This is a genomic window from Streptomyces sp. NBC_00012, from assembly GCF_045040875.1.
In the GTDB taxonomy this organism is placed as follows: Bacteria; Actinomycetota; Actinomycetes; order Streptomycetales; family Streptomycetaceae; genus Streptomyces.
In genome coordinates, this window is record NZ_CP108309.1 from 1,184,496 (window position 1) to 1,209,561 (window position 25,066).

Sequence of the window (25,066 nt, forward strand, 5' to 3'; positions counted from 1 at the left end):
TCACAACCCGCTCACGGAGGTTTTCCCGATGTCCATATCCACCCCGACCCAGTCGGGCGCGGAGGCAAACCCGCCGAAGGACGAGGAGGAGCGGCTGCGCGAACTCGGCTACCAGCCGGTACTCGCCCGCCGCATGGGAGGCTTCGGCAACTTCGCCATCAGCTTCTCCGTCATCTCGATCCTGTCCGGCTGCATGACCCTGTACGGCTTCGGCATGTCGACCGGTGGTCCGGCCGTGATGCTCTGGGGCTGGGCCGGTGTCGGGCTCTTCGTGCTCTGTGTCGGCATGGCGCTCGCCGAGGTCACCAGCGCGTACCCGACCTCGGGAGCGCTGTACTACATGGCCGACCGGCTCGGCGGCCGCAAGTGGGGCTGGTACACAGGCTGGCTGAATCTGCTGGGTCTGCTGGGCGCGATCGCGGGCATCGACTACGGGGCGGCGCTGTTCACCGGTGCGCTGATGAACCTCCAGTGGGGATTCACCCCCACACCGGGCAAGACAATGATCATTTTTGTCTGCATCCTGCTGCTGCACGCCGTGCTGAACCTCTTCGGTGTCCGCCTCGTCAGCGTGCTCAACTCCATCAGTGTGTGGTGGCATCTCGCCGGTGTCGCGGTGATCGTCACCGTGCTGGCGATCGTCCCCTCGCACCACCAGTCGCCGTCGTTCGTCTTCACCGAGTTCGTCAATGACACGGGCTGGCACAACCCGTTGTACGTGGCGGCGATCGGACTGCTCCTCGCGCAGTACACCTTCTGCGGCTACGACGCCTCCGCCCACCTGTCGGAGGAGACGTCGAACGCCTCCGTCACGGCGGCCAAGGGCATCGTCCGCGCGATCTGGGTCTCCTGGATCGCCGGCTTCGTACTGCTCGCCGGGCTGACCTTCGCCATCCAGGACTACGCGGGCACCCAGAACAGCGCCACCGGAGTACCGCCGGCGCAGATCCTGATCGACTCGCTGGGCACCTCCGGCGCCACCGCCCTGCTGCTGATCGTGATCGCGGCACAGCTGTTCTGCGGCAACGCCGAGGTCGCCGCCGCGAGCCGGATGGTGTTCGCCTTCAGCCGTGACAACGCCCTGCCGGGCTCGGCGCTGTGGCACAAGGTGAGTGCCCGCACCCAGACGCCGGTCAACGCGGTGTGGCTGTCGGTCGTCGTCGCCGGGGTGCTCGCACTGCCCTCGCTGTACTCCGCCACCGCGTACGGTGCGGTGACCGCGATCAACGTCATCGGCATCACGCCGGCCTACGCGATCCCGATCTTCCTGAAACTGCGCTCCGGCAGCCGGTTCGAACGCGGGCCGTGGCACCTGGGCCGCTGGAGCAAGCCGATCGGCTGGATCGCCGTCGTGTGGGTCGCCATCGTGACCGTGCTGTTCCTGCTCCCGCAGTCCTCCCCGGTGACGGTCGACTCGATGAACTACGCGTCGATCGCGCTGATCGCGGTGCTGGTCCTGGCCACCGTGTGGTGGTTCGTCGCCCGCCGTTCGTACAGCACGCCGTCGGCGTACGGGAACGCCCGTGAGCAGGCGGAGATCGAGGAAGGCATCGTCTGATCCTGCCTCTGTCCCGCCGGCCCTTCCGGAACGCCCCGCCGACAGGCGGCGGTCCGGGAGGGCCGCGTGCGTGGTGGAGCCTTCTCCCCCGGCGTACGACGCCACGGCTCTACGGCTCTACGGCTCTACGGCTCTACGGCTCTACGGCAGCCAGAGGCAGGCGGCGGCCACGAGTGCCACCGTCGCCCCGCCGGTGAGCACCGGCACATTGCCCAGCCAGGCGGCGAGCGCACCGCCGCCGAGGGCGCCGACCGGCACCGTACCGATGAGCGCGGCCTGCAGGACCCCGGCAACCCGGCCCTGGAGCTCAGGCGGTGTGATCAGTTGCTGGGTGGTGGTCATGGAGATGGCCCAGACCGTGGCCGCAAGACCGAAGACGAACTGGTACGCCAGCAGCGCCGGGAAGCCGGGCCCGAGCGAGGCGCCCGGGATCAGGAAGATCGCGAGGGCGGCCACCACCGCGCAGACCCGGGTCGCCGCGGCCAGCCCGATGGTGGCGGCGAACCGGCCCGCCAGCAGCACTCCGAGGACGGTGGCGACACTGAAGGCGGTGTAGACCGTCCCCAACTGCCAGGCCGGCAGCCCGAGATCACGGGTGGCGTAGAGCACGAAGAGCGCGTCGACGGCTCCGCTGCCGAGGTTGAAACCGGCCCCCGCGAGCACCTGCCGGCGCAACAGCCTTTCGCCACGTACCACTTCGAGCCCGGCGCGCAGTGCGGCTGTTCGGGATTCCTGGTCTCGACGGGCCTTGTGGACCGAGGAGTTGAGCGTGGCGGGAAGCCCCAGCAGCAGCAGCGCCTCGATGCCGTACGCCGCACAGGCGGCCAGCAGCGCGGCGGAGGCCCCGGTGAGGCCCACCAGCACACCGCCGAGCGCGGGGCCGCCGATCTGCCCGGTGGTCCGGGCACCGGTCAGCGCCGAGTTGGCGGACAGCAGCTGCTCGCGACGCACGACCCGGGGCAGAGCCGCCTGGAGGGCGACGGCGAGCATGGAGGTCAGCGCGCCGGACAGGGTGGCCACCACGTACAGCTGGGGCAGCCCGAGCCGCCCCAGCGCGTCCGCCAGAGGTACGGAGCCGACGACCAGCACCTGGAGAACGGTGAGGAGCACGGTCAGTGCGCGCAGCCGTGCCCGGTCGACCAGCACTCCGGCGAACGGGCCGAGCAGGGCACCCGGGAGGTAGCTCAGTGCCATCAGCGCGGAGGCGCCGAAGGGCCCGGCGCCCAGCCGGGTCACGGCGAGCAGCGCGAGGGCCAGGGCGGTGACCTGGCGCCCGACGGAGCTGGCGATCTGTTCCCCGCACAGCAGCGCGAACGGCCGGTGGCGCAGCAGGGCACGTCCGGATCGGGCGGGGTGGTCGGTCCCGGCACCGGCGGAACGGGTCTCGGCCGAAGGGGGCGGTGGGTCGGGCAGTTGCTCCATCCCGTTCAGATGTCGGAGCAGGGGACGGGCCACCGGCGGATGCGGGGTGGCAGGGCCACCACCCAGCCGTCGGTCACCCGCGCGAGGCGTTCGGCCGCCAGCAGCTCCACCGCTTCCCGGCCGACGGCACTCAGTGCGGCCACGGCGGTGGGGGCCTGAACGGTGCGGAACGTGGCGAGCAGATCGGGGTCGTCGATCGTGAAGCGGGCGGCGGCCGACGGGTCCCTGCGGTCCATGACCGTGACGAAGTCCGGTCCGTGCCGGCAGTAGAGCTGTCCATAGGCGTGGCGGTCCCGCCAGGTGGTGAGCTCCGGCGGTTCGCCGGGCAGCGGGCCGGGGGCCGGCAGGTGGCGCAGCAGGCCCGCCGTCCCGGCCACCTCACGCGCGGGCCCGGTGAACAGCGGGTCGTCGGTCGCCGGAAGCCAGCGCACGACGAGGTCGTGGCTCTGGCACTCGCGCAGGAACCGGACCGCTTCCGCCGCCGGCCGGCCGGCCGCGCCCAGCCGCAGGGGTTCGTCGACCGTCACCAGCCGTCCGCGGATCCGGTGCGGCACCTGCCCGGCCGGCAGGACGGGGGCGGTACGGGTCGGGGGTGCGGGCAAGGGGCTCATTCGGCGACCGTCTCTCCTCGGCGCGGCGCTCCGGCCGGCTGTAACCGGCCCTGCGCCCGGTGTCCGGGCTCGTGCCTGGGGTCGTCCATCGGTTCGTCCGGTGGTTCGCCGGTCGTCCCGTCCGGCGCCTGGGCGCGCTCGACCGACCGGACCGGCACGTGCCAGGTGGGCAGCGACACGTACGACCGCCCGTCGTCGAAGAGGAGCCCGAGGGCGACCGCGTCGCCGAGCCACGCGTCCAGCGCCTCGGCTGTCGGCGGGTTCGCGTCGGCCGTGAGCAGCCGGTGCAGTGCCTTCCGGGTGCGGCCCGCCTCCAGATGGCGCAGGGCGGCGGCCCGCCAGCCGGTCAGCCGGTGGGTGCGGCGCGGCCAGCCGTGCCGTCGGTCGTGGACGAGCAGCGCCTCCTCGCCATCGGGCTGTTCCAGGACCAGGGTCGAGGCAGGGTGGCCGGTGTACCAGTCGCGGGCCGCGGCCTTCAGCCGCGCTTCGGTCCCGCCGCCGATCCCGGCGGGCGGGGTGTCGAAGAGGTAGACCAGATCGGCCAGTTGTTCCTCGGGCAGGTCGTAGACGTGGCGGTACATCTCGGCGGGCCGCCGCTGGTGGAAGCCCAGCGCCGGGTCGGCGAAGTTGGGGCTGAACCGCTCCAGCTGGATGCGGTGGGCGCCACCGGGCGGCTGGAGGTGGACGAGCGCGGGCATCTGGTCGATGACGGAGGCGTAGTCCTCGGCGGTCTCCCCCGGGAAGCCGTACAGGTAGTTCCAGGAGCAGGTGAGCGAGTGGTTCTCGCACTCGCGGAGCGTACGGATGTTGCGGGCGCCGCTGACGCCCTTGTCCATGAGCTCCAGGGCCTTGTTGTTCAGACTCTCGATGCCGGGCTGGATGTGGACCGATCCGGCCCGCGCCAGCAGTTCCAGCTGCTCGGCGGTGAGGTTGGACTTGACCTCGTAATGCATGCGCAGATCCCAGTCGCTGTCGGCGGCGAGCGGGAGGAAGTCCTTGAAGTACGCCATGTCGATGATGTTGTCGACGGTTACGATGTCCAGGATGCGGTGGCGCCGGACCAGGCGGTCGACCTCGTCCCAGAGCCGGTTCCCGGGCTTGGCGCGGAAAGTCATCGCCGAGCCGTTGAGGCCGCAGAAGGTGCAGTGGTGTTTCTCGCCCCACCAGCAGCCCCGGGCCCCCTCCACCACGAGTTTCGGATGGACGTACTCCGCGAGCGGGGAGGCGTCGATGGCCTGCTGCCAGAGGTCGTAGTCGGGCGAGGGAATGTCACCGGGCGCGACGGTGCGCCGGGACTCCTCGTTGGCGCGCGGCTCCTGCCCGTCCCACCAGCAGAGTCCGGGGACGTCGGCCGGTGCGGTGCCCGCGTCGATGTGGGCGAGCAGGGCGGGCAGGGCGTACTCCCCCTCGCCGCGCACCACATGGTCGACGAAGCGGTGGTTGCGGTGCAGGGCATGGCCCATCGGGCCGTCGCAATTGCTCCCGCCGAACACCACGGTCAGTCCGGGGCGGCGTCGTTTGAGCTCCGCCGCGAGCGCCAGCGAGGAGATGTTCTGCATGAACGTGGAGGTGAACCCGACGACATCGGGTGCCTCGTCGAGTATCGCGCTCGCGCTCTCGTCGATGAACTCCGCCGCGTGGACCCGCATCGCGGTCGCGGTGGATATGTCGGTCCCGCGCCGCGTGGCGTATTCCTTGAGCTGCGCCACGCCCCATTCGGGATCGTTGTACAGGACGCCGGAGAACACCCAGTCCCCGAGGCCGTCGAAGATCGATTCGCTGCCGACCGCGACGTGGTCGCCGGGGCGCAGCGCCCCCTGCGAGCGCTCCAGCAGGAATTCCGCCCAGCGCAGCGAGCCGTGGAACTCGCGGACCTCGTCGTCCGGCCGGGTTCGGTCCAGCAGTGCGTGCAACAGTCCCACCTGGAGCGAGGGGAGTTCGATCGGCTGCCACGGCATGGTCACCAGATGTATTCGCACTGCGCCTCCCACGGCACGGGGGCGGACGCCGCCTCGCGCCCGGCGTCCGCCCTTTTCGTCACTGTCCGGCCGTGGCGCACCGGCCCCGGAAGACCGATCGCGTCAGGCGCCGGCTGAGCCGGAACGCACCGGTTCAGCGTGTCGGACGCTTCTCGATCGTCTGCCGTTCGCGGTTCTTCGCTTCTTCCTCGCGGACGATTACCTTCTTGATCTCCATGTGCCCCTCCCCTCGGCTTTCGGCCTCAAGTCCGTTGACGTTAGGTCGCGTTGCGACGGAGCCGCAAGAGTGCCTGCTGGGGCCGGTGGGACGGGCGGGGCGGTCCGCACCCGTAGCGGTCCGGAGACCGGTCGCTATGCTGCGTGCCGAGCGCTCACCGGAAGCGCTCAAACGAACAGTGCGCGGCGGTACGGCGAGGGGGCCAGCAGCATGCGGGAGCCGGTTGAACTCAGGCGTCAGCGAATCCTGTCGGTGGTGGAGTCGCGCGGCGCCGTCAAGGTCAGCGCGCTCGCGGCCGAGCTCGACGTCTCGGTGGTCACGATCCGGCGGGACGTCGAGGAGCTGGCCCGGAACGGGCGGCTGCGGCGCGGGCACGGGGTGGCCCGCCCGGTGCGGGAGCCGGTCCCGACCGGCGCGGTCCCGGCGGCCCGGGGCGAGGAGCCGGCCGGGGACGCCGGGGCGGTCGCCCTGGTCGTCCCGGAGCGGCACACGTACCTGTACGAGACGCTGCACGGCGCCCGCTCCGTCCTGGAGGAGTCCGGGATCCGGATCGCGCTGCACATCGCGCCCCCGTCGGCCGGTGCCGAACGTCCGCTGGTGGAGCGGGCGCTGGCCGACGGGGCGCGCGGGCTGCTGATCGCGCCGCGCTGGCTCAGCACCCGCTCGGAGGAGCTGGACTACGGCTGGCTCGCGAACGTGGGGGTGCCGACCGTGCTCATGGAGCGGCGGCCCCGGCCGGGCAGCGCGCTGCACGCCCTGGACTCCGTCTGTTCCGATCACTGGTACGGGATCCATCTCGCCGTGGACCATCTGGTCTCGCTGGGGCATCGCCGTATCGTGCTGGCCGCCCGTGACGACAGCCCGACGGCGCGCAGCATCCGTACCGCGTTCACCGAGATCGCGGCCGCCCGTCGGGAGGTGGAGGACTGGTCGGTGGTGCTGAGCTCGCCGCAGGCGGCGCCGGGCCCGGACGCCCATGCCCCGGCGGATCCCCGGGGTTCCGTTCCGGCGAGCGACGGCCGCACCGCGCTCGGCCTCGCCGCGCTGCTGCGGGAGCGGGGCGCCACGGGGGCCGTGCTGCACGGCGACGTGGACGCGCTGATGCTGGTGCAGCGGCTGGCGGAGAGCGGGGTCGAGGTGCCCCGGGACTGCTCGGTGGTGGCGTACGACGATGTGGTCGCGGCCCTCGGCAGCACGCCGCTGACGGCGGTGGCGCCGCCGAAGGCGGAGATCGGGCGGGTGGCCGCCGAGCTGCTGCTCCACCGGTTGTCCGGCGCGGCGGGCGCGAGGGGACCGGTGCGCCGTACGGAGCTGCTGCCCACGCTGAAGGTGCGTGGGTCGGCCCGGCGAGCACCGCTTCCCGCCGGCTGATCGTTTGACCGCTTTTATTTTCTTCTGAGCGATCGCTTGACCAGTACCGATCAGCCGATCAGGATTCCCCGTGAGCCGATTCAGCAGCCGCGGGAGGCGCACATGCCCGGTCGACAGAGCCGTCGATCCGTGCTCGCCACGATCGCCGCCCTGACGCCGGCCGGTGCGCTCGGCGCCTGCGGCCGCAGCGACGGGCTGTCGGGGCCGGGCGTTACGCGCGGCACCGGCGGCAGGCTCCCTACCCGCATCACCTTCTGGTCCGCGCTGCGGGGCAGCCAGGACGTGGTGGACGCGTTCAACCGCACCCACGACACCGTCCAGGTCGACTTCCAGCAGGTCCCAGCGGGCTCGATGGGCGGGTATGCCAAGCTCAGCAACGCCGCCCCGGCGGGCAATGCCCCGGACGTCGCGACGATCGAATACCCCCAGATCCCCGGCTTCGCCATCGACGGGGTCGCCCGGGACATCACCGGCCTGGTCGGCGACCGGCTGCGCGCCGCGCTGCTGCTGCAGGCGCTCGGCCTGACCACCTTCGACAAGCGGGTCTTCGGCGTGCCGCTGGGCGTCGAGCCGAGGCCGCCTACTTCCGGGTCGCCCTGCGGATGCTGGGGCCGGACCTGGCCACCGTCTCCCTCTTCCAGCTCACCGCGATCTGGAACAACTTCTTCCTGCCGATGGTGATGCTCTCCGACCAGCATCTGTATCCGGTCAGCCTCGGTCTCTACACATGGAACAGCGCCGCCGTCGTCTCACCCGAGTACTACCCCGTCGTGATCATGGGTTCGCTGCTCGCGGTCCTGCCGTTGATCCTCGCCTTCGCCCTGCTCCAGCGTTTCTGGAAGCCGGGGCTCACCGCAGGTGCCGTGAAGTGACCGGGCCACCGCCCCCTTCCCCCGTCAGGAGAGAGATGCCCAACACAGCCCCCTCCGCCTCCGCCGCCCGGAACCGGCCACGCGCCGCCGTCGCCATGAAGCCGGCCGCCGCGGACGCGCTGCTCGGCGCCCGGTCCCTGGCCGCACTCGACGAGGTGTGCGACCTCGCGCCACTGCCTGCGATCGACGACTTCTCCACCGACCGGGCCCGCGCCGTGCTGGCCGGCGCCGAGATCCTGGTCACCGGCTGGGGCTGCCCACCGCTCGACGCGGCCGCCCTCGACTCGGCACCGCGCCTGCGCGCCGTCGTCCACACCGCGGGCAGCGTCCGCGGACACATCACCGAGGCCTGCTGGGAACGCGGCATCGAGGTGTCCTCGGCGGCCGCCGCCAACGCCCTGCCGGTGGCCGAGTACACCGTCGCGATGATCCTGCTCTCCGGCAAACGCGCCCTGGAGCGGGCCCGCGACTACCGGGCACAGCGCCGCCGCGACGACTGGCTCGCCGCCCCCGACCGGCTCGGGAACTACGGCCGCACCGTGGGCATTCTGTCCGCCTCCATGATCGGGCGGCGCGTCGTCGAACTGCTGCGCCCCTACGACCTGCCCGTCCTGCTGCACGATCCGTACGTCTCCGGCGAGGAGGTCGCCGCGCTCGGCGTGCGGCCCGTCGGCCTCGACGAACTGTTCGCGCAGAGCGACGTGGTGAGCGTCCACACCCCGCTGCTGCCGGCCACCCGCGGGCTCGTCAGCCGTGAACTGCTCACCTCGATGCGCCCGGACGCCGTGCTCATCAACACCGCACGGGGCGCCGTCATCGACCAGGACGCGCTCGTCGACGTACTCCGGCAGGACCGGATCCGGGCGATCCTCGACGTCACCGATCCCGACAACCTGCCCGCCGCACACCCCCTCTGGGAGTGCGAGAACGCCCTGATCACCCCGCACCTCGCAGGCTCGCAGGGCAACGAGTTGCGGCGACTGGTCGACCTGGCGGCGGGCGAGGCCGGCCGCTGGGCCGCGGGCGACGGTTTCGCCCATCCCGTACGACGCGAAAGGCTGGCATTCCTCGCATGACCGTTCCCCACCCGACCTCTCCCATCGAGCTCCCGGCGGACGACCGGGCGCTGAGCCCGCACACCGGCTACACCCGAGCGCACTGGGAGGCCGCCGCCGACGGGCTGCTCCGGGCCGCCTGGCAGTGGGCCACTCCGGGCGGCGCCCTGCTGGACCTGCCGGGAAGGCCGTCCGCGTCCGGAGTGCGCTCCGACGGTCTGGAGGGTTACGCGCGCACCTTTCTCGCCGCCGCCTTCCGGGTGGCGGGCGCCGAGGGCAAGGACCCGCACGGCTGGCTCGACCGGTACGCCGACGGGCTCGCGGCCGGTACCCGTAACCCCGGCCGCGAGGACGCCGAGTCCTGGCCGCTGATCCGCGACCACACCGTGTTCGGCCAGCCCATGGTCGAGTCCGCCTCGGTGGCCATAGGTCTGCGGCTGACCCGGCCGTGGCTGTGGGACCGGCTGGACGCGGGGGTGCAGGACCGGACCGAGGAGTGGCTGCGCGACGCGCTGCGGCACACCCCCGCCCCCAACAACTGGTATCTGTTCCCCTACTCCGTGGCCGGTTTCCTGGAGTCCGTGGGCCGTGGCGACGCCCAGACGGCTCGGGCCAAGCAGCGCGCCCTCGATCTGCTGGAGGGCTGGTACCGCGGCGACGGCTGGTACTCGGACGGCGACGGGCGGGCCTTCGACCACTACAACGGCTGGGCACTGCACCTCTACCCCGTGCTGGACGCCTATCTGTCGGGCGACGCGGAGCTGTCCGCGCACTACGGCGCCCGGCTGCGCGAACATCTGGAGGGCTTCTCGCTGCTGTTCGGCGGCGACGGTGCGCCGATCCACTTCGGCCGCTCGCTGACCTACCGTTTCGCAGCGGCCTCGTCGGTGGCGCTCGGCGCCGTCAGCGGGCACACCCCGCTCACTCCCGGCGCCTCGCGGCGGGTGATCAACGGGTCGCTGCGCTACTTCCTGGAGAGGGGCGCGACCGGTACGGACGGGCTGCTGAACCTGGGCTGGCACGGCCCGCACGAGGCGTCGCTGCAGAACTACTCGGCGCCCGCGTCGCCGTACTGGGCGTCCAAGGCCTTCGTGTCGCTGCTCGCCCCGGAGGGCCATCCGCTGTGGACGGCGACCGAGGAGCCCGCGCCGAGCGAGGGCCCCGACCGGGTGCTCGCACTGCCCGCGCCGGGGCTGCTCGTCCAGTCCACCCGCGCGGACGGGATCGTGCGGCTGCACAACCACGGCAGTGACCATGTGCGCCCGCACGAGGGCGAGTCGGGTGTGCAGGACGATCCGCTGTACAGCCGCCAGTCGTACTCCACGGTGACCGGCCCCACGTCCAGGGCGAACGCGGCGGACAACCATCTGGCCGTGGTCGTCGCCGGGGCCCGCAGCGGTCGCCGGGTCATCCGTGCGCTGGGCGCCGGCGGGGGCGACGGCTGGGGCTGGGCCGCCTCCTGGCACCGCCCGGTGTTCACGTCGGGCTCACCCATGGTGCCGGGGCTGCGGGTGGAGAGCGTCACGGTGGTGCACGGCCGTTACGAACTGCGGGCGCACCGGGTGCTCGGCGCGCCGGACGGGGCGCGGGTGGAGCAGACGGGCTGGGCGACCGGCCGCGACGACGCCCTGGCCTCCGCGCTGCACGGCCTGCACGGCTGGGAGTCCCGCGACGAGGTACGGGCTCCGCAGGGCACCGCGTACACGCCCTGGGCGGTGGTGCCCAGGCTGTCCGCGTCCGCGCAGGGCACGGTGGTGCTGGTGGCGCTGGCCTCGCTGACCGCGGAGCCCGACGCGGCTCCGCTCGACGCGGTGGCCGACGCGGTGACGGTGGTCGGGGACGTCGTGGAGGTCCGCTGGGCGCAGGACGGGACGACGACACGTATCGGCTTCGAGCCGGTGACGGTCACGCACGGGTGAGCACCGGGGTGCGCGGCCGTCGCGCCGCGCACCCCGCCCGCCGGACCGGCCCTACGCGTCCGTCCGGATCACCACGGCCAGCGTGCGCGGACCGTGCACCCCCTCCACCCGCTCCAGCTCGATGTCGGAGGTGGCCGAGGGGCCGCTGATCAGCGTCGTCGGACGCTGCGGCGCCAGCCGCGCCACCGCTTCCGGCACACCGGCCTCGACCGTCGACAGGTCGACGACGCAGACATGGAGATCGGGGACGAGGGAGAGCGCCCGCCGTCCCTGGTCGGGCGAGCCGTCCAGGAAGATGGTGCCGGTCTCGGCGCAGCTGACCGCCGAGGCGGTGACGACCCCGTCCAGCGCGTCGAGCCGGGGGGCCGGGATGTCACCGGAGTCCTGCTGGACCTCGCCGTCGTACACGTCGAGCCAGCCTGCGTCGAGCCCGGCCGGCACACCGATCCGCCGTGCCCCGTGTTCCCGCAGCACCTCGGCGACGACCTGCGCGGTGCGGTCGGCGGTGCAGGTGTGCACGGTGGCCTTGTAGTCGACGAGCCGGTCGGTGAAGAGGGCCAGGCGTTCGCCGTCGGGGAGGGTGCGACCGGTGCGGTAGGCGCGCGGGACGGCGATGTCGGGGGCGGGTGCGAGGGAGAGGGCGTCCTTGACCCTGCCCAGCACCGTTTCGCGAGCGGTCGTCACTTCTCCTCCTCCTTCTTCTTCCGGTTCTGCTCGTACTCGCCCGCGGCAGCCCGCATCGTCGCGGCGCCCTCGGCCGATGCGAACCAGGAGCGGAAGGTCTGCTTCGGCGGCACTTCGGTGTCCCGGCTCTCGCTCCAGCCGTCGAACGGCGGCGGGAGATGCGAGATCTTGCCGTCCCGCCCGCCGATGACGCGGCCGATCCCCGCCCCCTTCTGCACGGCCGTGAAGAGCTTCGGGTGTTTCATGACGGTGGCCGCGGCCTTCATGGCCAGCTTCTCCGCCGTCGTGCCGGACTGTTCGGTGTGCTGATGGCGCAGTTCGACCAGGAGCGACGGGATGTCGATCTTGACCGGGCAGGCGTCGAAGCAGGCGCCGCAGAGGCTGGAGGCGTACGGCAGCGAGCTGTTGGGGTCGTCCTTGGCCGCGTGCATCCCGGCGAGCTGCGGGGTGAGCACCGCGCCGATCGGTCCGGGGTACGTCGATCCGTACGCGTGACCGCCCGCCCGTTCGTACACCGGGCAGACATTGAGGCAGGCCGAACAGCGGATGCAGTTGAGAGCCTCGCGTCCGATCCGGTCGGCGAGCGCCGCGGTGCGGCCGTTGTCGAGCAGGACCAGATGGAAGTCCTGCGGTCCGTCGCCCGGCGTCACGCCGGTCCACATCGAGGTGTACGGGTTCATCCGCTCGCCCGTGGAGGAGCGCGGCAGCAACTGCAGGAACACTTCGAGGTCCTGGTAGCGCGGCAGCACCTTCTCGATGCCCATGACGGTGATCAGGGTGTCGGGCATCGTCAGACACATGCGGCCGTTGCCCTCGGACTCCACGACCACGAGAGTTCCGGTCTCGGCGATCCCGAAGTTGGCACCGGAGACCGCGACCTTGGTCGTCATGAACTTCTCGCGCAGATAGGCGCGGGCGGCGGCGGCCAGGTGCGCGGGCACGTTGTCCAGGCGCGGGTCGACGCCCGGGATCTCCTTGAGGAAGATCTGCCGGATCTCGTCGCGGTTGCGGTGGATCGCGGGGACCAGGATGTGCGAGGGCTTGTCGTGCGCGAGCTGGACGATCAGTTCGGCGAGGTCCGTCTCGTACGGGGTGATGCCGACCGATTCGAGGTGTTCGTTGAGGCCGATCTCCTGGGTGGCCATCGACTTGACCTTGATGACGTCGCTGCTGCCCGTGGCCCTGACCAGCCGGGTGACGATCTCGTTGGCCTCGACGCCGTCGCGCGCCCAGTGGACGGTGCCGCCGCGCTCGGTGACCTTCCGCTCCAGCTGCTCCAGGAGTTCGGGGAGCCGGTTCATGGTGTCGGTCTTGATGGCCGAACCCGCCTCGCGCAGTGCTTCCCAGTCGGGCAGCTCGCCGGTGACACCGAGGCGTTTGGCGCGGATGGTGCGGGTGGCCCGGCCGAGGTTGCGGCGCAGTTGTTCGTTGCGCAGTTCGTCGTGGGCGGCCTCGGAGAACTTCCGGTCGCCGCGCAGATTGCCGGTCCCGTACGGGGAACGGGGCGGAGTCGCGGGCATGCCGAGGAAGGTGCTGCTCATCGGACGGCCTCCATGGGGACGTACGGCGAGGTGCGGGTGGCGGAGAGGATCTGCGCGAGGTGCAGGGTGCGGGTGCCGGACCTGATGCGGGAGAGCCCGCCGCCGATGTGCATCAGACAGGACGAGTCGCCCGCCGTGCAGACATCGGCCCCGGTGGTGGCGATGTTGCGCATCTTGTCCTGGAGCATCGCGGTCGACGTCTCGGCGTTCTTGACGGCGAAGGTGCCGCCGAAGCCGCAGCAGGAGTCGGCCTCGGGAAGCTCGACGAGGTCGATGGAGCCGACGGCACGGAGCAGCTTGAGGGGCTTGTCACCGACGTGCAGCATGCGCAGGGAGTGACAGGTGGGGTGGTACGTCACCCGGTGCGGGAAGTACGCGCCGACGTCGTCCACGTCCAGGACGTCCACGAGCAACTCCGACAGCTCGTACGTCTTGGCCTTGACGGTGGCGACGCCCGCGCGCAGCGCGGCGTCCCCGTACCGTTCGGCGACGATCTCGTGCTGGTGACGGACCGAGCCCGCGCACGATCCGGACGGCATGACGACGGCGTCGATCGAGGCGTCGCCGAACTGGTCGGCGAAGTTCCGTACCAGGGGGACGGGTTCGCGCTGATAGCCGGTGTTGACATGCATCTGACCGCAGCAGGTCTGCCCCGGCGGGAACACCACGTCGTGACCCAGGCGGGCGAGCAGGACCGCGGTCGATTTCACCGCCTCGGGGAAGAGCGTGTCTCCCAGACAGGTGGCGAAGAGTCCGATGCGCATGGGGGTCTCTCCGATCGCTTCTCCATTTTTATGGTCCGACCATACTAGCCTCGGTCCGGAACGCGAGGGATGTGGCACCGCGAGCCGGGGAATTTAGTCATGCACCTGACAATCATTCACCCGAGCACAGCGGGCTCGGGCCCACCGAGCCCGCGTCCATGCGTCAGGAACTCTCCGGCTCCCGGTCGGATTTCTCGTCGACCAGCGTGCCGTGGAGGCTGCGGATGTGCCTCTCGACCAGGTCGGCGGCGCGGGCGCCCTCGCCTGCGCGTACCAGCCCCAGCAACTCGGTGTGCTCCGCGTTGAGCGCGGCGGCCGTGGCCGGCCAGTCCTCGGCCGCCTCCAGAGCCCGCAGGATCAGCGGTCGCACCGACTCACGGACGGCGGAGGTGAGCGTCGAGGTCAGTTCGTTGCCGGAGCTGCGGGCGATGTGCACATGGAACCGGGTGTCCAGATCATTGAACTCGGGCACCGTGACATCCGGCTCCCCCATGCCTGCGACCAGCGCCTCCGCCTCGTCGAGATCCGACGGCGAGGCATGCCCGGCGGCCGCCTCGAAACTGGACCGCTCCAGCACGACGCGCGCCTCCAGGACGTCCTCCAGGCTGTAGCTGCCCAGCGCGAAGTGCAGTCGCAGCAGCCGCCCGAGCGCGTCGTCGGGGTTGCGTACGATCCGCGCCCCGGCATCCGGCCCCCGGCCCGGCTGCGCGACCAGCACACCGATGGTCTCCAGCACTCTCAGCGCCTCGCGCAGCGCGGACCGGCTCACCCCGAGCACCGGCGCGAGCTCGCGCTCGGGCGGCAGCCGGTCGCCCGCCCTGAGTTCACCGGCGAAGACCCGCTGCTCGATGCTCTGGAGCACGAGCTCATGCGTACGGGACTGCCGTACGGGTTGCCATTCGACGGGCATCCGTCACCCCCTGCCTCGGCCGGAATCGTCCGGTTGCCGTCGTGTCTGCTGCCGGATCTTCAACTATGTCACACACCGCATATGGTCGGACCAAAGAGCGATGCACGCTCAGTACGTGACGACGACGCGGCGGCCCACTCCGTCCACCTCGATCTGCCCGCCGAACGGAATGACCAGCTGGGGATCGGTGTGACCGAGGTCGACGTCGAGAACGGCCATGGTCCCGGGGGCGTATTCGTTCAACGCCCGCAGGACCGCCCGCCGCTGCTCCTCGCGGAACCGCTCCCCCGCCTCCGCGTCGAGCGGCTGGTCGAACGACCAGTTCTTGGCCCGGCCCATCAGGAGGGCGGGAAACTGCCTGAGCAGCCCCCGCTCCCCCATGCTCCGCAGGATCCGGTAGACCTCGTCGGCAGTCGGCATCTCCTCGGACGTTTCGAGGAACAGCACCCGTCCCGCGTAGGCGTCCACCGGCCGGATCTCGCGGTCGGCCATCAGCAGCCAGGAGAGGATCTCCAGATTTCCGCCCCAGCTCGCACCCTTCACGGTCCGGCCGTCGGCGTTGTGCCATGTCCAGCCGTCGCACGGACGCATCTCGGGTCCGGCATCGAAGGTACGGGGATCCTCCCACCGGCCGTTGGCCCCGTTGGTCTCCTTGGACGGGGTGAGCTCGAATTCGCCCCGGGCGAGGAGCGCGGCCCGCAGGGAGCCCGCGGTCAGCGGGTGCATCGCGCCGGGACGCCCCAACTCGACCATCACCGTGCCGCCGTGGTAGCCGACGATGCCCAGGTTCTCCAGGAACACCAGCAGGTTGGTGTTGTCGCTGTACCCGAAGAAGGGCTTGGGGTTGGCGCGCAGCAGGTCGCGGTCCAGGTACGGCAGCACGGTGATCTGGTCGTCGCCGCCGATGCTGGAGATCACGGCCTTGATGTCGGGGTCGGCGAACGCCGCGTGGATGTCGGCGGCCCGTTCCCTCGGGGTCGAGCCCATCTTCCGCGTCGTCGGGTACTCCACCGGTTCGAGGCCGAACTCCTCCCGGAGCCTGCGCAGCCCCAGCTCATGGGGCAGCGGCAGGATGCCGGGAAGGCCGGACGAGGGGGACAGCACGGCGACGCGGTCGCCGGGCCGGGGCTTGTCGGGGTACGTGTGGGTCGGCATCCGCCGAGCCTAAATCGGTCCCGAAACCCCCCGCCAGGGATTACGGCACAGCCTGCAGGAGGCGGGAGCGGCGGCGCCGGGTCTCCCGCCAGGCCGCCGGAGTGCCGGATGGCTGACGCCCGGACCGTGGCTCCCGCCGTCCCGTCACCCGTCGAAGGATCCGTGGCGGCCCGCGCCGCCCCCGAACCGTTCGGCCCCGGCCTGTGTCTCCCCCGCGGTCAGCGGCACCAGCCCGTGCCGGTACTCCTGGGCCAGTGCCTCCGGTTCACCCAGGCCGTGCTGCTCGCGCACCGACAGCCGGTCGTGGCGCAGACACAGTTGAGGGAACGCGGCGATCTCGCGGGCGAGTCGCTCCGCCGTGCGGCGTGCCTCGCCCGGTGGCACGATCCGGTTGGCGAGCCCCATGGCGTAGGCCTCGGCGGCCGGTACGGGACGCCCGGTGAGGATCATGTCCATGGCCCGGCTCTCACCTATCAGCCGCGGCAGCCGCACCGTTCCCCCGTCCACCAGCGGCACTCCCCAGCGCCGGCAGAACACTCCGAACACCGCGTCCTCCTCCGCCACCCGGAGATCGCACCAGAGCGCCAGCTCCAGGCCCCCGGCCACCGCGTGGCCGGAGACCGCCGCGATGACGGGCTTGCCCAGGCGCATACGGGTCGGCCCCATCGGCCCGTCGCCGTCGGCCAGGACCTCGTTGCCGCGCTCCGTGCCGATGCCCTTCAGATCGGCACCCGAGCAGAACGTACCGCCCTCGCCCCACAGCACGGCGACGGCCGCGTCCGGATCTGCGTCGAACTCCCGGAAGGCGTCGGCGAGTTGCCGGGCGGTCGGACCGTCCACGGCGTTGCGGACCTCGGGCCGCCGGAGGATCACCGTGAACACGGGGCCGTCCCGCTCGATCCGCACGGCTGCTTCTTCGCTCATCGTTCGGCCTCCCGCTGGGACGGCGGAGAACCCCGCCGGCCGGCGGGGCGTCCTCGATCCGGACTCCGTCCGTCGGGCGGAGCGCTGCCTCACCCTATTGATCCGGATCGATCCGTCACGGCTGATTCATGCGATTCTCACGCAACCGTTCTACGGTGGGCCCGTGACCCAGATGAGCCCGCCCGGCTGGCACCCAGACCCCGGGTATACAGGAATCGGCCCCGTCCACGAGCGCTGGTGGGACGGCACCCGGTGGACCGACCAGCTCCGCGTGCCGCCCGCCACGATCCGGCGCCGCCGGATGCGCGTCGGACTGGGCATCACGGCCGCGGTGGTGGTCCTCGCCACCGTCGGAGGCGGTGTCTTCCTCCTGTCGGACAAGTCCGGGGACGACAACGAGCGCGCGGCGACCGCCCCGTCCGCCCCGCCCTCGGACTCCCCCCGTCGCGGGCCGGGCGCGCCGGGGGGCGGCGGCGAGAGCGGCGCCCCCGAGCAGCGGATGCCGGGCACCGAGGACGGCTACGCCACGGACCTGACCAGCGGGATCAACCTCCCCGTGCCCGACGGCTGGAAGGGCACCTCCGGGGTCGCGGGTGCGGGAGTGACGACGGGTGAGTACCCGTGTCCCGGTGACGCGTCCGAGCAGTGTGTGCGCGGTGGGGTGTTCTCCATGCCCGCGAAGGGCCTGAAGCTCGACACCACGACGGCGAAGGCCACGGCGGTGAAGGACATCTCCGCCAATGCCACGGACTCGTACGGCGAAAAGATCTACGGCGGCATCACCTCGCACCAGGAGCTCAAGTCCGAGGCGGTGACCGTGGCCGGCCAGCAGGGCTACCTGGTGCGCTGGAAGGTGGTGACGAAGAACGGTGACGACGGGTACGTCCAGTCGCTGGCCTTCCCCTCGCCCCGCTCGAAGGACCTGCTGATCGTGGTCCGCTCGGGCTTCGACGTCAACGCCAAGGCTCCCGCGCTCTCCGTCATGGACGACATCACCAAGGGCATCAAGGCCGCCTCGGGAGCGGGCTCCGGCCCCGGCACCACCGCTTAGCGGGCCGTCGCGGACGAGCACCCCGGCCCGCCTTCGTACACCCGGGCGTGAGTACGAGGGCGGGCCGAGCTGAGTACATCGGCCGATCCACCGGCGGGCGGTCGCTGGTCGAATGACCATCATGCTTCCTGACGCACCGTCCCGCCCCCGTATCCAGCACGTCACCGCCGCCGGCACGACGCTGGCGCTGTCGCTGGCCCCGCTGGTGATCGGTGTGCTGCTCGCCAAGACCATGGCGGCGGACCCGATGACTCCGGTGAACGCGCTGGTCACCCGGGGCGGGCAGCCCGTACCCATCTCGCCCGCGCAGTGGCGCGGATGCGGCAGGCAGGCGCTGCGCGGCTGGAAGGGCCCGCTGAAGGCAGGCCGGCGCCCCGTCTCTCTCGTGCGGCGGTGCCCCGTGGTACGGCGCACCCGCCGCCCGGTGAAGCTGCCGGTCGAGCGCTGAGGAAGCGGCGGGCCCGGCACCCGAGGGCGGGCCGGGTGTCAGGCCCGTCGGCAGTGCAGGAACAACTGGGGCTCGGCCACCGCCGCTTCGTGCTCCGGGGTGAACAGGGTGCTCTGCTCCCACAGCACCGTGAGACCGGCCGCGCTGACCAGCTCGGTGAACTCCTCCGGGCCGAAGCTCGTCGCCCGCACGTTGTGGCCCATGAAGACGACGTCGAAGTCCTCCACGTCCAGCGGCACCGTGGCCACGACCAGATGGCCGCCGGGAACCAGCAGCCGTCCGAGTTTCCGCAGCAGCCTGAACTGGTCGTCGCGGGACATCTGGAGCAGTGAGAAGTACGCGCAGATCGCGTCGAAACTGCCTTCTTCCAGCGGGAGTTCGCGAATGTCGGCACACTCGAACGCGGCTTCGGGCACCTGTCGGGCGGCCAGTTCGACCATGCCGGGCGAGACGTCCACCCCCAGCACCTCGTGGCCGGCTTCGGTGAGGGTCCGGGCGGTCGGCCGCCCCGTTCCGCTGCCGACGTCCAGGATCCGGCTGTGCGGTGCGAGATCGCCCAGCAGCCGGTGCAACGAGGCGTGGTGGGCGGCGGATCCGGCGAACGCCCGCTCGTAGTCTGCGCCCAGCGCGTCGAACACCGTGGCGGCAGCCAGGCCGTGGTCTCCGTCCATCGATGTGATTCCTTCCCCAAACTCCGTACCGTGCGGTTCCCGAGGATCGTTTCATCATTCGCCATCGCCTTCAACGCCCGTACGGGGCACGGCACATGGGGGTTCGCGAGGCGAACTGGTGTGCACGCGTGCGGAACGGACCGCTGATGGCCGGCCGCCGGTCGCGGGGGTCAGGTAAAACGGTTTCCCGCCCGTACCCGGGTTCCCTACACTCACCACGGAACGCGCGCCACAACGACATCGCGGCGCGCACCGTGACGAGTGAGGGGAGACCGGCCGTGCGCTACCGCACCGCTGTTGTCGTTCCCTCGTCGCGGTACGAGGTGATCCTGGTGTCTTCGTGCGCCCGGTGCGGGCTGCGCGGCCCGCACCGGTCCTCCGCGACGAACAACTGACCTCGTGATGCCCGGCGTCGACACGGCCGGGCGGCATCCCACCGGTGTGACACATCGCTGCAGAGGTCTTCGCCCGGCCTGATCACAGGCCGGTTCGTCCGGGAAATCGCGCCCTTCCGTTCCGGATCATTCCGAAAGGCCATGGGCCGTGCGTACCGAACTGCACCGTCAACCCACCAGTCCGCTGACCGACGTCCGCAATCTGGGCATCCTCGCCCACGTCGATGCTGGCAAGACCACCGTCACCGAGCGGATCCTCTATCTCACCGGCGCCGTCCACAAGCAGGGCGAGGTCCACGACGGGACGACGGTCACCGACTTCGACTCCCAGGAACGCGACCGCGGGATCACCATCTTCGCCGCCGCGGTGAGCTGTTCGTGGGACGGTCACCGGATCAACTTGATCGACACCCCGGGCCATGTCGACTTCTCCGACGAGGTGGAACGCTCGCTGCGGGTGCTCGACGGCGCGATCGCGGTGTTCGACGCCGTCGCGGGTGTCGAGCCGCAGAGCGAGTCGGTGTGGCGGCAGGCCGACCGGCACGAGGTGCCGCGGATCGCCTTCGTCAACAAGCTGGACCGTGCCGGGGCCGACCTGGACACGGCGGTCGCGTCGATCAGGGACCGGCTGCACACCGTCCCGCTGGTGGTCCAGCTGCCGATCGGGAGCGAGGACGGATTCCGCGGAGTGGTGGATCTGCTGCGTATGCGGGCGCTGGTCTGGGCCGACGGCGGCGGCACGTTCGAGGAGGGGCAGGTGCCCGACGCCCTGCGCGAGGAGGCGCGGCGGCGCAGGCGGCTGCTGGAGGAGACGGTGGCCGAGCTCCATCCGGCCGCGCTGGAGGAGTTCTGCGCGCGGTCCTCGGTCTCCGAGCAGACGCTGCGGTCCGCGCTGCGCGACCTGACCCGTACCGGCGAGGGTGTTGTGGTGCTGTGCGGTTCGGCCTACCGCAACCGCGGTGTCGAGCCGCTTCTGGAGGCCGTGGTGGCCTATCTGCCCTCGCCGCCGGACGTGCCGCCGGTGCGCGGCACCCTGGACGGCGCGGTGCAGGAGCGGGCCGCCGATCCGGCGGCGCCGTTCGCCGCGCTGGTGTTCAAGGTGAACTCGACGGCCACGGGCCGGCTGACCTGTCTGCGGGTGTATTCGGGAACGATCCGGAAGGGGGACACGGTGCTGGACGCGGGCGCGCGGCGCCACGAACGCGTCGGACGGATCCTGCGCCTGCAGGCCGGACGGTACACGGATGTCGATACGGCGGTGGCCGGGGACATCGTCGCGGTGATCGGGCTGAAGGCGGCCCGCGCCGGGGCGACCCTGTGCGCGCCCTCGGCCCCCTTGGTCCTCGAACCGCCCACCGCGGCCGACCCGGTCGTCTCGGTGGCGGTCGAGGCCCGCAGGCGGACCGATACCGAACGGCTGGTGACGGCGCTGGCGCGGCTGGTCGAGGAGGACCCCTCGCTGGCGGTCCGTACCGACCCGGAGACCGGGCAGACGGTGCTGTCGGGGATGGGGGAACTGCATCTGGAGGTCGCGGTGGAGAAGATCCGGCGTGCGCACGAGCTGGAGATCGGTGTCGGCAGGCCGCAGGTGGCCTACCGGGAGACGGTCGCCCGCGGGGTGTCCGGGCTGGTGTACCGGCATGTGAAGCAGGACGGCGGCGCCGGCCAGTTCGCCCATGTCGTCATCGACACGGAGCCGTTGGAGGCCACCGGTGACGACGGCGGGGACGGCGGGCCCGACTTCGTGTTCCGGTCGACCGTGGTCGGTGGCCGGGTGCCGCAGGAGTACGTCCGGGCGGTGGAGGCCGGCTGCCGGGACGCGCTGGCCGAGGGCCCGCTCGGCGGACACCCGGTGACCGGGCTGCGGGTCACGCTGACCGACGGGGCCACCCATTCCAAGGATTCCTCGGAGATGGCGTTCCGCACGGCCGGCCGGTTCGCGCTCCGCGAGGCGTTGCGGGCGAGCGCGATGGTGCTGCTGGAGCCGGTGGCGGAGGTCACCGTCACCGTGCCCGACGACGCCGTGGGCGGCGTCCTCGGCGATCTGGCGGCCCGGCGCGGCCGGGTCTCCGGCTCGACCGCGCGGGCGGGCACGGCGGTGATCACGGCGACCGTGCCGCTGGCGGAGCTGTTCGGTTACGCGACCCGGCTGCGCAGCCGGACCCAGGGCAGGGGAACGTTCACCACCCGGCCCACCGGCTACGCCCCGGCGCCGAACCCGGCAGCCCCCGGGACCGCGGCCCGGTAGCGACCGCGTCGGCCCCACCCGTTCGCGGGCGGGGCCGGTCCGGCCGGGCCGTCCCGCGAACGGGTGGGGCCGGCGCGGCGGACTACGGATGCGCCGGGATCACGCAGTCGTCCTCGCGCGCGGGAGCACGCCCGGTCGGCCATGCCACCCCCTCGAACGTCCGCCGTTTCGAGCCGGGTTCGAGGTGGACCACGGACAGGGCCTTGTTGTACGGGTTGCCCGCGTTGGTGAGGCAGATCCAGCCGCCTGCTCCGCGCACCCGCAGATCGGCGTTCAGCTTCCCGAGGTCCTTGCGGATCCGGTCGGTCGACGGCACTTCCTGCCCGCTGGTGTGAACCGCTCGCGCCAGGGCCCGGGACGCAGTCAGCACGACGTCGTACGTGACGATGGTGCGCCCGTCGTCGAGGTACACGTCACCGATGGTCCCGGCTTGATCCGTGATGCCCTGCCGCAGTGTCTCCATCGCGTCCTGGGCTTCTCTGAGGTACAGCGGCAGCGGCGATCCGGTTCAGCCCGTCTGGAGGACCTCGGCACCGAGTCCCGGAAGGCCCGCACGGAGCTGCGCGCAGACCCGGCCGGCCACAGCGTCGAACAGCAGGCTCGTACCGGGCGTTCCACCGTCCGCGCGGCCGCAGTCACGCCCACCGGCGATCAGCTGTCCGCGCGGACCCCGGCCCCGGCGTGATCACCGCTGCGTCTTCGGCACCTTCAGCCGGTCCCAGCTGACCTTCCCGGGGGTGCCGTCGGCGTCCTTCCCCTTGAAGCCCAGTTTGCGCTGCCACGCCGCGTAGGACTTGCGGTCGGCCTCGGTCCACTCGGGGCCCGGGCCCTCCTCGTAGCGGCCGCAGTCCTCCGCCACCAGGCGACTGCCCATCCTGGTGATCACGGGATGGCTCCGTCCGGTGTGGAAGAAGCCGCTGCCCGGGAACTCCTCGTACTCGGTCTTCGGCTTCGGTTTCGGCTTCGGTTCGTGGCTCCCGCCGCGGCCGTCCAGCCGGTCCGCTATGCGCTTGCGCATGCCGTCCATCGTGAAGCCGCGCGGGTCGACCTTGCCGGGCTGCCACTCCTTGTGGCCGATCACCGAGCGTTCGCTCCAGCCGTGGGCGCGGCAGATGGCGGCGGCGACCTTCTCGATGGCCTCCTTCTGTGCCTCGGGCCAGGGATCCTTGCCGTCGCCGAGATTGATGCACTCGAAGCCGTAGAAGTGCCGGTTGCCGTCGGTGTCGGCGGCGTTGTCGTGCGGCAGCTTCGTCTCGTTGACGACGGCGCGCAGCACGTCGCTGTCGCCGAGACCCGCGTGATTGGCCCGGCCGTTGCCGACGAGGTGGACCTCGCCCTTCTTGTCGATGACGCCGTGGCACAGCGGGCCCGGCAGGCTGGAGTGGCCGTCGTAGCAGAGCGCGACCGAGGAGTTCGTCCCGGAGGTGACGGTGTGGTGGATCATCACACCGTTCATCGGGCCGTACGGGCCCTTCGCGTTGCGGTTGTGGCGGCGCCAGTTGCGTACCTCGTGGACGGTGAGGCCCTCGGCACGCAGGATTTCCACCAGCTTGGAAGCGGTCAGGGGCGTGGCCATCAGGCGTTCTCCCCTCCCGTCGCGGACTCGTCCACCGCGGCCTCGGCCTCGGCGGTCGTCTGCGACCTTCCGGTGGCCGGGGCCCCTCCCTCGGCGGCCAACTCCTCCTCGTGCGCCAGCTGTTCGGCGACGAGCGAAGCCGCGTCCGCCGGCGGGACCGGCCGGGTGGCGAGGGGGGAGAAGCCGAGGCGCAGGTCGACGGGGCTGCCCTCGCCCTTGACGAGGGCGAGCGGCGCGTAGTGGCGGACGATGCCGGCGGGGTGGCACAGCAGCGGCTTGCGGGCGGCGTTCACCGGCCATTCGACCCCGCCGGTGGCGGTGCGAGCGGTGACGGTCCAGTAGTCGCCGGTGCGGTACGTGCCGCCCTTCTCGAAGTAGACCTCGACGCCGTCCTCCAGCGGCAGCCAGGCGCCTTCCTCGATGCGGACGGCGCAGCCGCGCAGCGCGGTGGTGCGCGCGCCGCGGTGCCTCGGGCCCGCCTGGTGGTCCCAGCGGCGCAGGTACGGGTGGAGTTCGGGGCGCCGCCCGACGTGCTGGTCGGGCTCGGCGGAAAGTCGTACCCGGTGGCCGGGCAGGTCCAGTTCCTCGACCTTGAGCAGCGGCAGGGGCTCCAGGCGTGAGGCGTAGGCGGTGTCGACGAGCTCGACGTGGTCGCCGACGTCAAGGTCCAGCTTGTCGTCCTGCCCGAGGGTGGCCAGCTGCAACCAGGTGCCGTCGATCTCATCGACCGGGAAAACCACGGAGCCGTTCTCGCGGGACCACTTGAAGGTGGCGTCGCCGGGCTTGCCCGCCTGGCCGGCCCGGCCCCCCTCATGGATCTCGACGCGGTAGAGCTGGTTCTCCGGGCCCCGGTAGCGGGCGTCCGGCTTGACCCGGCAAGGGTCCTCGTCGGCGCGGTCGGGGCGCTCGCTGCGGGCGGCCAGGCGGGACTTGGGGGCGGCTTCGTTCGCCGCCCAGCGTTCGAAGGCCCTGCGTACGTCGTCGGGCGGCGGCACATCGCCCTCGATGCCCAGCTTCGAGTAGGCGAGCGGCAGTACCTGCCAGACGACCTTGCGGCGGGCGGCGGTGTCGGGCATCGCCGAGCCGAGGGCGACCTCGCGCAGCGCCGGGTCCTCGGCGGCGGTCACCGCGCGCTCCCACACGTCGAGGTACACGACGAAGGGGTAGTCGGTGGGCAGCCGGTCGCCCGGCTTCTCCTTGTCGCGGTAGCCGTCGGGCTGGTCCCAGTAGTCCCAGAACGCGGGCGGCGTGCCCGTGGGCGTCCCGTCGTCGGGGTCACCGTCGCGGCCGGCGGCGGCGTCCTCGTCGGGCACCGCGTCGCCGGGGGCCGGGCGGGTCGCGTCGCACAGGATGCCGTCGACGTAGTAGTGGCCGCCGTGGATGTCCAGGGTGTCGAGGTCGGGGGTGGCGCCGTGGTACTGGATGCGGAAGCCCGTGTCCCCGTCGGCGGCGAGCGGGCCGCCGTGCTGTCCGATCAGGTCGACGGCGGTCGTGCGCGCCTGGTGGAGCTGGATCGCGGCCTGCTCGTTGGCATCCGCGTCGAGCTGGACCCGGCCCTGCTGGGCGATGACCGCCGAGTAGTGCCGCGCGGGCCGGAAGGTGGTGCGGGAGAGATCTGCGTGCATGAAGGGTGTCCCCCTGGTTCGGAGATGTGCGGGTCGCACGTCGTCGGTGGGAAGGGCGCGGTATGCGCCC

Annotated in this window: 20 protein-coding genes and 2 pseudogenes; 9 read left to right on the forward strand and 13 right to left on the reverse strand. The window is 71.8% G+C overall.

Annotated features, from left to right (window positions below):
- Positions 1-28 precede the first annotated feature (28 nt).
- Complete coding sequence (locus OHA19_RS05695) at positions 29-1,558, forward strand: amino acid permease (RefSeq protein WP_405719259.1); 1,530 nt, start codon at positions 29-31, stop codon at positions 1,556-1,558.
- A gap of 141 nt (positions 1,559-1,699) precedes the next feature.
- On the opposite strand, the gene OHA19_RS05700 is transcribed toward OHA19_RS05695, so the two are convergent.
- The 3 genes from OHA19_RS05700 to OHA19_RS05710 are packed head-to-tail and all read right to left on the reverse strand — an operon-like array spanning position 1,700 to position 5,582.
- Entirely contained in the window at positions 1,700-2,980 is a 1,281-nt protein-coding gene (locus OHA19_RS05700) for an MFS transporter (protein WP_405719256.1), read from the reverse strand.
- Positions 2,981-2,985: 5 nt separating this feature from the next.
- On the reverse strand, positions 2,986-3,591 hold the full coding sequence (locus OHA19_RS05705; RefSeq protein WP_405749541.1) for a DUF5825 family protein: 606 nt from the start codon (positions 3,589-3,591) through the stop codon (positions 2,986-2,988).
- A complete protein-coding gene (locus OHA19_RS05710) occupies positions 3,588-5,582 on the reverse strand; it encodes a RiPP maturation radical SAM C-methyltransferase (protein WP_405749543.1) in 1,995 nt (664 codons plus the stop codon). Before OHA19_RS05710 ends, OHA19_RS05705 begins: the two co-directional genes overlap by 4 nt.
- A 415-nt stretch (positions 5,583-5,997) precedes the next feature.
- On the opposite strand from OHA19_RS05710, the gene OHA19_RS05715 reads away from it, so the two are divergent.
- The 5 genes and pseudogenes from OHA19_RS05715 to OHA19_RS05735 all read left to right on the forward strand — a co-directional run bounded on the left by OHA19_RS05715 (position 5,998) and on the right by OHA19_RS05735 (position 11,004).
- Positions 5,998-7,158, forward strand: a complete 1,161-nt coding sequence (locus tag OHA19_RS05715; protein WP_405719247.1) for a substrate-binding domain-containing protein — start codon at positions 5,998-6,000, stop codon at positions 7,156-7,158.
- 102 nt (positions 7,159-7,260) lie between these two features.
- Positions 7,261-7,731: pseudogene (locus tag OHA19_RS05720) on the forward strand (extracellular solute-binding protein); the annotation flags it as partial.
- Positions 7,656-8,030: pseudogene (locus tag OHA19_RS05725) on the forward strand (carbohydrate ABC transporter permease); the annotation flags it as partial. The pseudogenes OHA19_RS05720 and OHA19_RS05725, both read left to right, overlap by 76 nt.
- A 35-nt stretch (positions 8,031-8,065) precedes the next feature.
- The gene (locus tag OHA19_RS05730) at positions 8,066-9,106 is read left to right on the forward strand and encodes a hydroxyacid dehydrogenase (protein ID WP_405749545.1); all 1,041 of its coding nucleotides are present in this window, start codon (positions 8,066-8,068) and stop codon (positions 9,104-9,106) included.
- Positions 9,103-11,004 (forward strand): DUF2264 domain-containing protein, encoded by a 1,902-nt coding sequence (locus OHA19_RS05735; RefSeq protein WP_405749547.1) that lies wholly within the window; start codon positions 9,103-9,105, stop codon positions 11,002-11,004. Before OHA19_RS05730 ends, OHA19_RS05735 begins: the two co-directional genes overlap by 4 nt.
- 51 nt (positions 11,005-11,055) lie before the next feature.
- Here the strand turns inward: OHA19_RS05735 and OHA19_RS05740 are convergent, their stop codons facing one another.
- From OHA19_RS05740 to OHA19_RS05765, 6 genes are all read right to left on the reverse strand, one after another.
- Positions 11,056-11,688 (reverse strand): lactate utilization protein C, encoded by a 633-nt coding sequence (locus OHA19_RS05740; RefSeq protein ID WP_405719240.1) that lies wholly within the window; start codon positions 11,686-11,688, stop codon positions 11,056-11,058.
- The gene (locus OHA19_RS05745; protein ID WP_405749549.1) at positions 11,685-13,229 is read right to left on the reverse strand and encodes a lactate utilization protein B; all 1,545 of its coding nucleotides are present in this window, start codon (positions 13,227-13,229) and stop codon (positions 11,685-11,687) included. The genes OHA19_RS05740 and OHA19_RS05745 overlap by 4 nt, the downstream gene beginning before the upstream one ends.
- The gene (locus tag OHA19_RS05750) at positions 13,226-13,993 is read right to left on the reverse strand and encodes a (Fe-S)-binding protein (protein ID WP_405719234.1); all 768 of its coding nucleotides are present in this window, start codon (positions 13,991-13,993) and stop codon (positions 13,226-13,228) included. Before OHA19_RS05750 ends, OHA19_RS05745 begins: the two co-directional genes overlap by 4 nt.
- Positions 13,994-14,156: 163 nt before the next feature.
- Positions 14,157-14,903, reverse strand: coding sequence for a FadR/GntR family transcriptional regulator (locus tag OHA19_RS05755; RefSeq protein ID WP_405719231.1), 747 nt, complete (start codon positions 14,901-14,903; stop codon positions 14,157-14,159).
- 108 nt (positions 14,904-15,011) lie between these two features.
- Positions 15,012-16,058 carry a S66 peptidase family protein gene (locus OHA19_RS05760; protein WP_405749551.1) on the reverse strand — a complete coding sequence of 349 codons (1,047 nt, stop codon included), beginning with the start codon at positions 16,056-16,058 and terminating at the stop codon, positions 15,012-15,014.
- 144 nt (positions 16,059-16,202) lie between these two features.
- Positions 16,203-16,982, reverse strand: coding sequence for a crotonase/enoyl-CoA hydratase family protein (locus tag OHA19_RS05765; protein ID WP_405719225.1), 780 nt, complete (start codon positions 16,980-16,982; stop codon positions 16,203-16,205).
- 172 nt (positions 16,983-17,154) lie between these two features.
- On the opposite strand from OHA19_RS05765, the gene OHA19_RS05770 reads away from it, so the two are divergent.
- The gene (locus OHA19_RS05770; protein WP_405722018.1) at positions 17,155-18,033 is read left to right on the forward strand and encodes a DUF2510 domain-containing protein; all 879 of its coding nucleotides are present in this window, start codon (positions 17,155-17,157) and stop codon (positions 18,031-18,033) included.
- A 121-nt stretch (positions 18,034-18,154) separates the two neighbouring features.
- Positions 18,155-18,481 carry a hypothetical protein gene (locus tag OHA19_RS05775; protein ID WP_405719222.1) on the forward strand — a complete coding sequence of 109 codons (327 nt, stop codon included), beginning with the start codon at positions 18,155-18,157 and terminating at the stop codon, positions 18,479-18,481.
- 38 nt (positions 18,482-18,519) lie between these two features.
- Here the strand turns inward: OHA19_RS05775 and OHA19_RS05780 are convergent, their stop codons facing one another.
- Positions 18,520-19,152, reverse strand: coding sequence for a class I SAM-dependent methyltransferase (locus tag OHA19_RS05780; protein WP_405719219.1), 633 nt, complete (start codon positions 19,150-19,152; stop codon positions 18,520-18,522).
- Positions 19,153-19,695: 543 nt separating this feature from the next.
- Here OHA19_RS05780 and fusA point away from each other — a divergent pair.
- Entirely contained in the window at positions 19,696-21,795 is a 2,100-nt protein-coding gene (fusA, locus tag OHA19_RS05785) for an elongation factor G (protein ID WP_405749553.1), read from the forward strand.
- 82 nt (positions 21,796-21,877) lie between these two features.
- Here fusA and OHA19_RS05790 read toward each other — a convergent pair whose 3' ends face one another.
- From OHA19_RS05790 to OHA19_RS05800, 3 genes are all read right to left on the reverse strand, one after another.
- Positions 21,878-22,258, reverse strand: a complete 381-nt coding sequence (locus tag OHA19_RS05790; protein WP_405719213.1) for a hypothetical protein — start codon at positions 22,256-22,258, stop codon at positions 21,878-21,880.
- Positions 22,259-22,480: 222 nt separating this feature from the next.
- Positions 22,481-23,371, reverse strand: coding sequence for a peptidoglycan-binding protein (locus OHA19_RS05795; RefSeq protein ID WP_405719210.1), 891 nt, complete (start codon positions 23,369-23,371; stop codon positions 22,481-22,483).
- Complete coding sequence (locus OHA19_RS05800; RefSeq protein ID WP_405719208.1) at positions 23,371-24,996, reverse strand: DUF6519 domain-containing protein; 1,626 nt, start codon at positions 24,994-24,996, stop codon at positions 23,371-23,373. The genes OHA19_RS05795 and OHA19_RS05800 overlap by 1 nt, the downstream gene beginning before the upstream one ends.
- Positions 24,997-25,066 lie beyond the last annotated feature (70 nt).

Coding starts and splice junctions, on each gene's coding strand:
- OHA19_RS05705 (WP_405749541.1), bottom strand. CDS start 3,591: ATGAGCCCCTTGCCCGCACCCCCGACCCGTACCGCCCCCGTCCTGCCG.
- OHA19_RS05760 (WP_405749551.1), bottom strand. CDS start 16,058: ATGCCGACCCACACGTACCCCGACAAGCCCCGGCCCGGCGACCGCGTC.
- OHA19_RS05770 (WP_405722018.1), top strand. CDS start 17,155: ATGAGCCCGCCCGGCTGGCACCCAGACCCCGGGTATACAGGAATCGGC.
- OHA19_RS05750 (WP_405719234.1), bottom strand. CDS start 13,993: ATGCGCATCGGACTCTTCGCCACCTGTCTGGGAGACACGCTCTTCCCC.
- OHA19_RS05775 (WP_405719222.1), top strand. CDS start 18,155: ATGCTTCCTGACGCACCGTCCCGCCCCCGTATCCAGCACGTCACCGCC.
- OHA19_RS05745 (WP_405749549.1), bottom strand. CDS start 13,229: ATGAGCAGCACCTTCCTCGGCATGCCCGCGACTCCGCCCCGTTCCCCG.
- OHA19_RS05780 (WP_405719219.1), bottom strand. CDS start 19,152: ATGGACGGAGACCACGGCCTGGCTGCCGCCACGGTGTTCGACGCGCTG.
- OHA19_RS05790 (WP_405719213.1), bottom strand. CDS start 22,258: ATGGAGACACTGCGGCAGGGCATCACGGATCAAGCCGGGACCATCGGT.
- OHA19_RS05730 (WP_405749545.1), top strand. CDS start 8,066: ATGCCCAACACAGCCCCCTCCGCCTCCGCCGCCCGGAACCGGCCACGC.
- OHA19_RS05755 (WP_405719231.1), bottom strand. CDS start 14,903: ATGCCCGTCGAATGGCAACCCGTACGGCAGTCCCGTACGCATGAGCTC.
- OHA19_RS05735 (WP_405749547.1), top strand. CDS start 9,103: ATGACCGTTCCCCACCCGACCTCTCCCATCGAGCTCCCGGCGGACGAC.
- OHA19_RS05700 (WP_405719256.1), bottom strand. CDS start 2,980: ATGGAGCAACTGCCCGACCCACCGCCCCCTTCGGCCGAGACCCGTTCC.
- OHA19_RS05795 (WP_405719210.1), bottom strand. CDS start 23,371: ATGGCCACGCCCCTGACCGCTTCCAAGCTGGTGGAAATCCTGCGTGCC.
- OHA19_RS05715 (WP_405719247.1), top strand. CDS start 5,998: ATGCGGGAGCCGGTTGAACTCAGGCGTCAGCGAATCCTGTCGGTGGTG.
- OHA19_RS05800 (WP_405719208.1), bottom strand. CDS start 24,996: ATGCACGCAGATCTCTCCCGCACCACCTTCCGGCCCGCGCGGCACTAC.
- OHA19_RS05695 (WP_405719259.1), top strand. CDS start 29: ATGTCCATATCCACCCCGACCCAGTCGGGCGCGGAGGCAAACCCGCCG.
- OHA19_RS05765 (WP_405719225.1), bottom strand. CDS start 16,982: ATGAGCGAAGAAGCAGCCGTGCGGATCGAGCGGGACGGCCCCGTGTTC.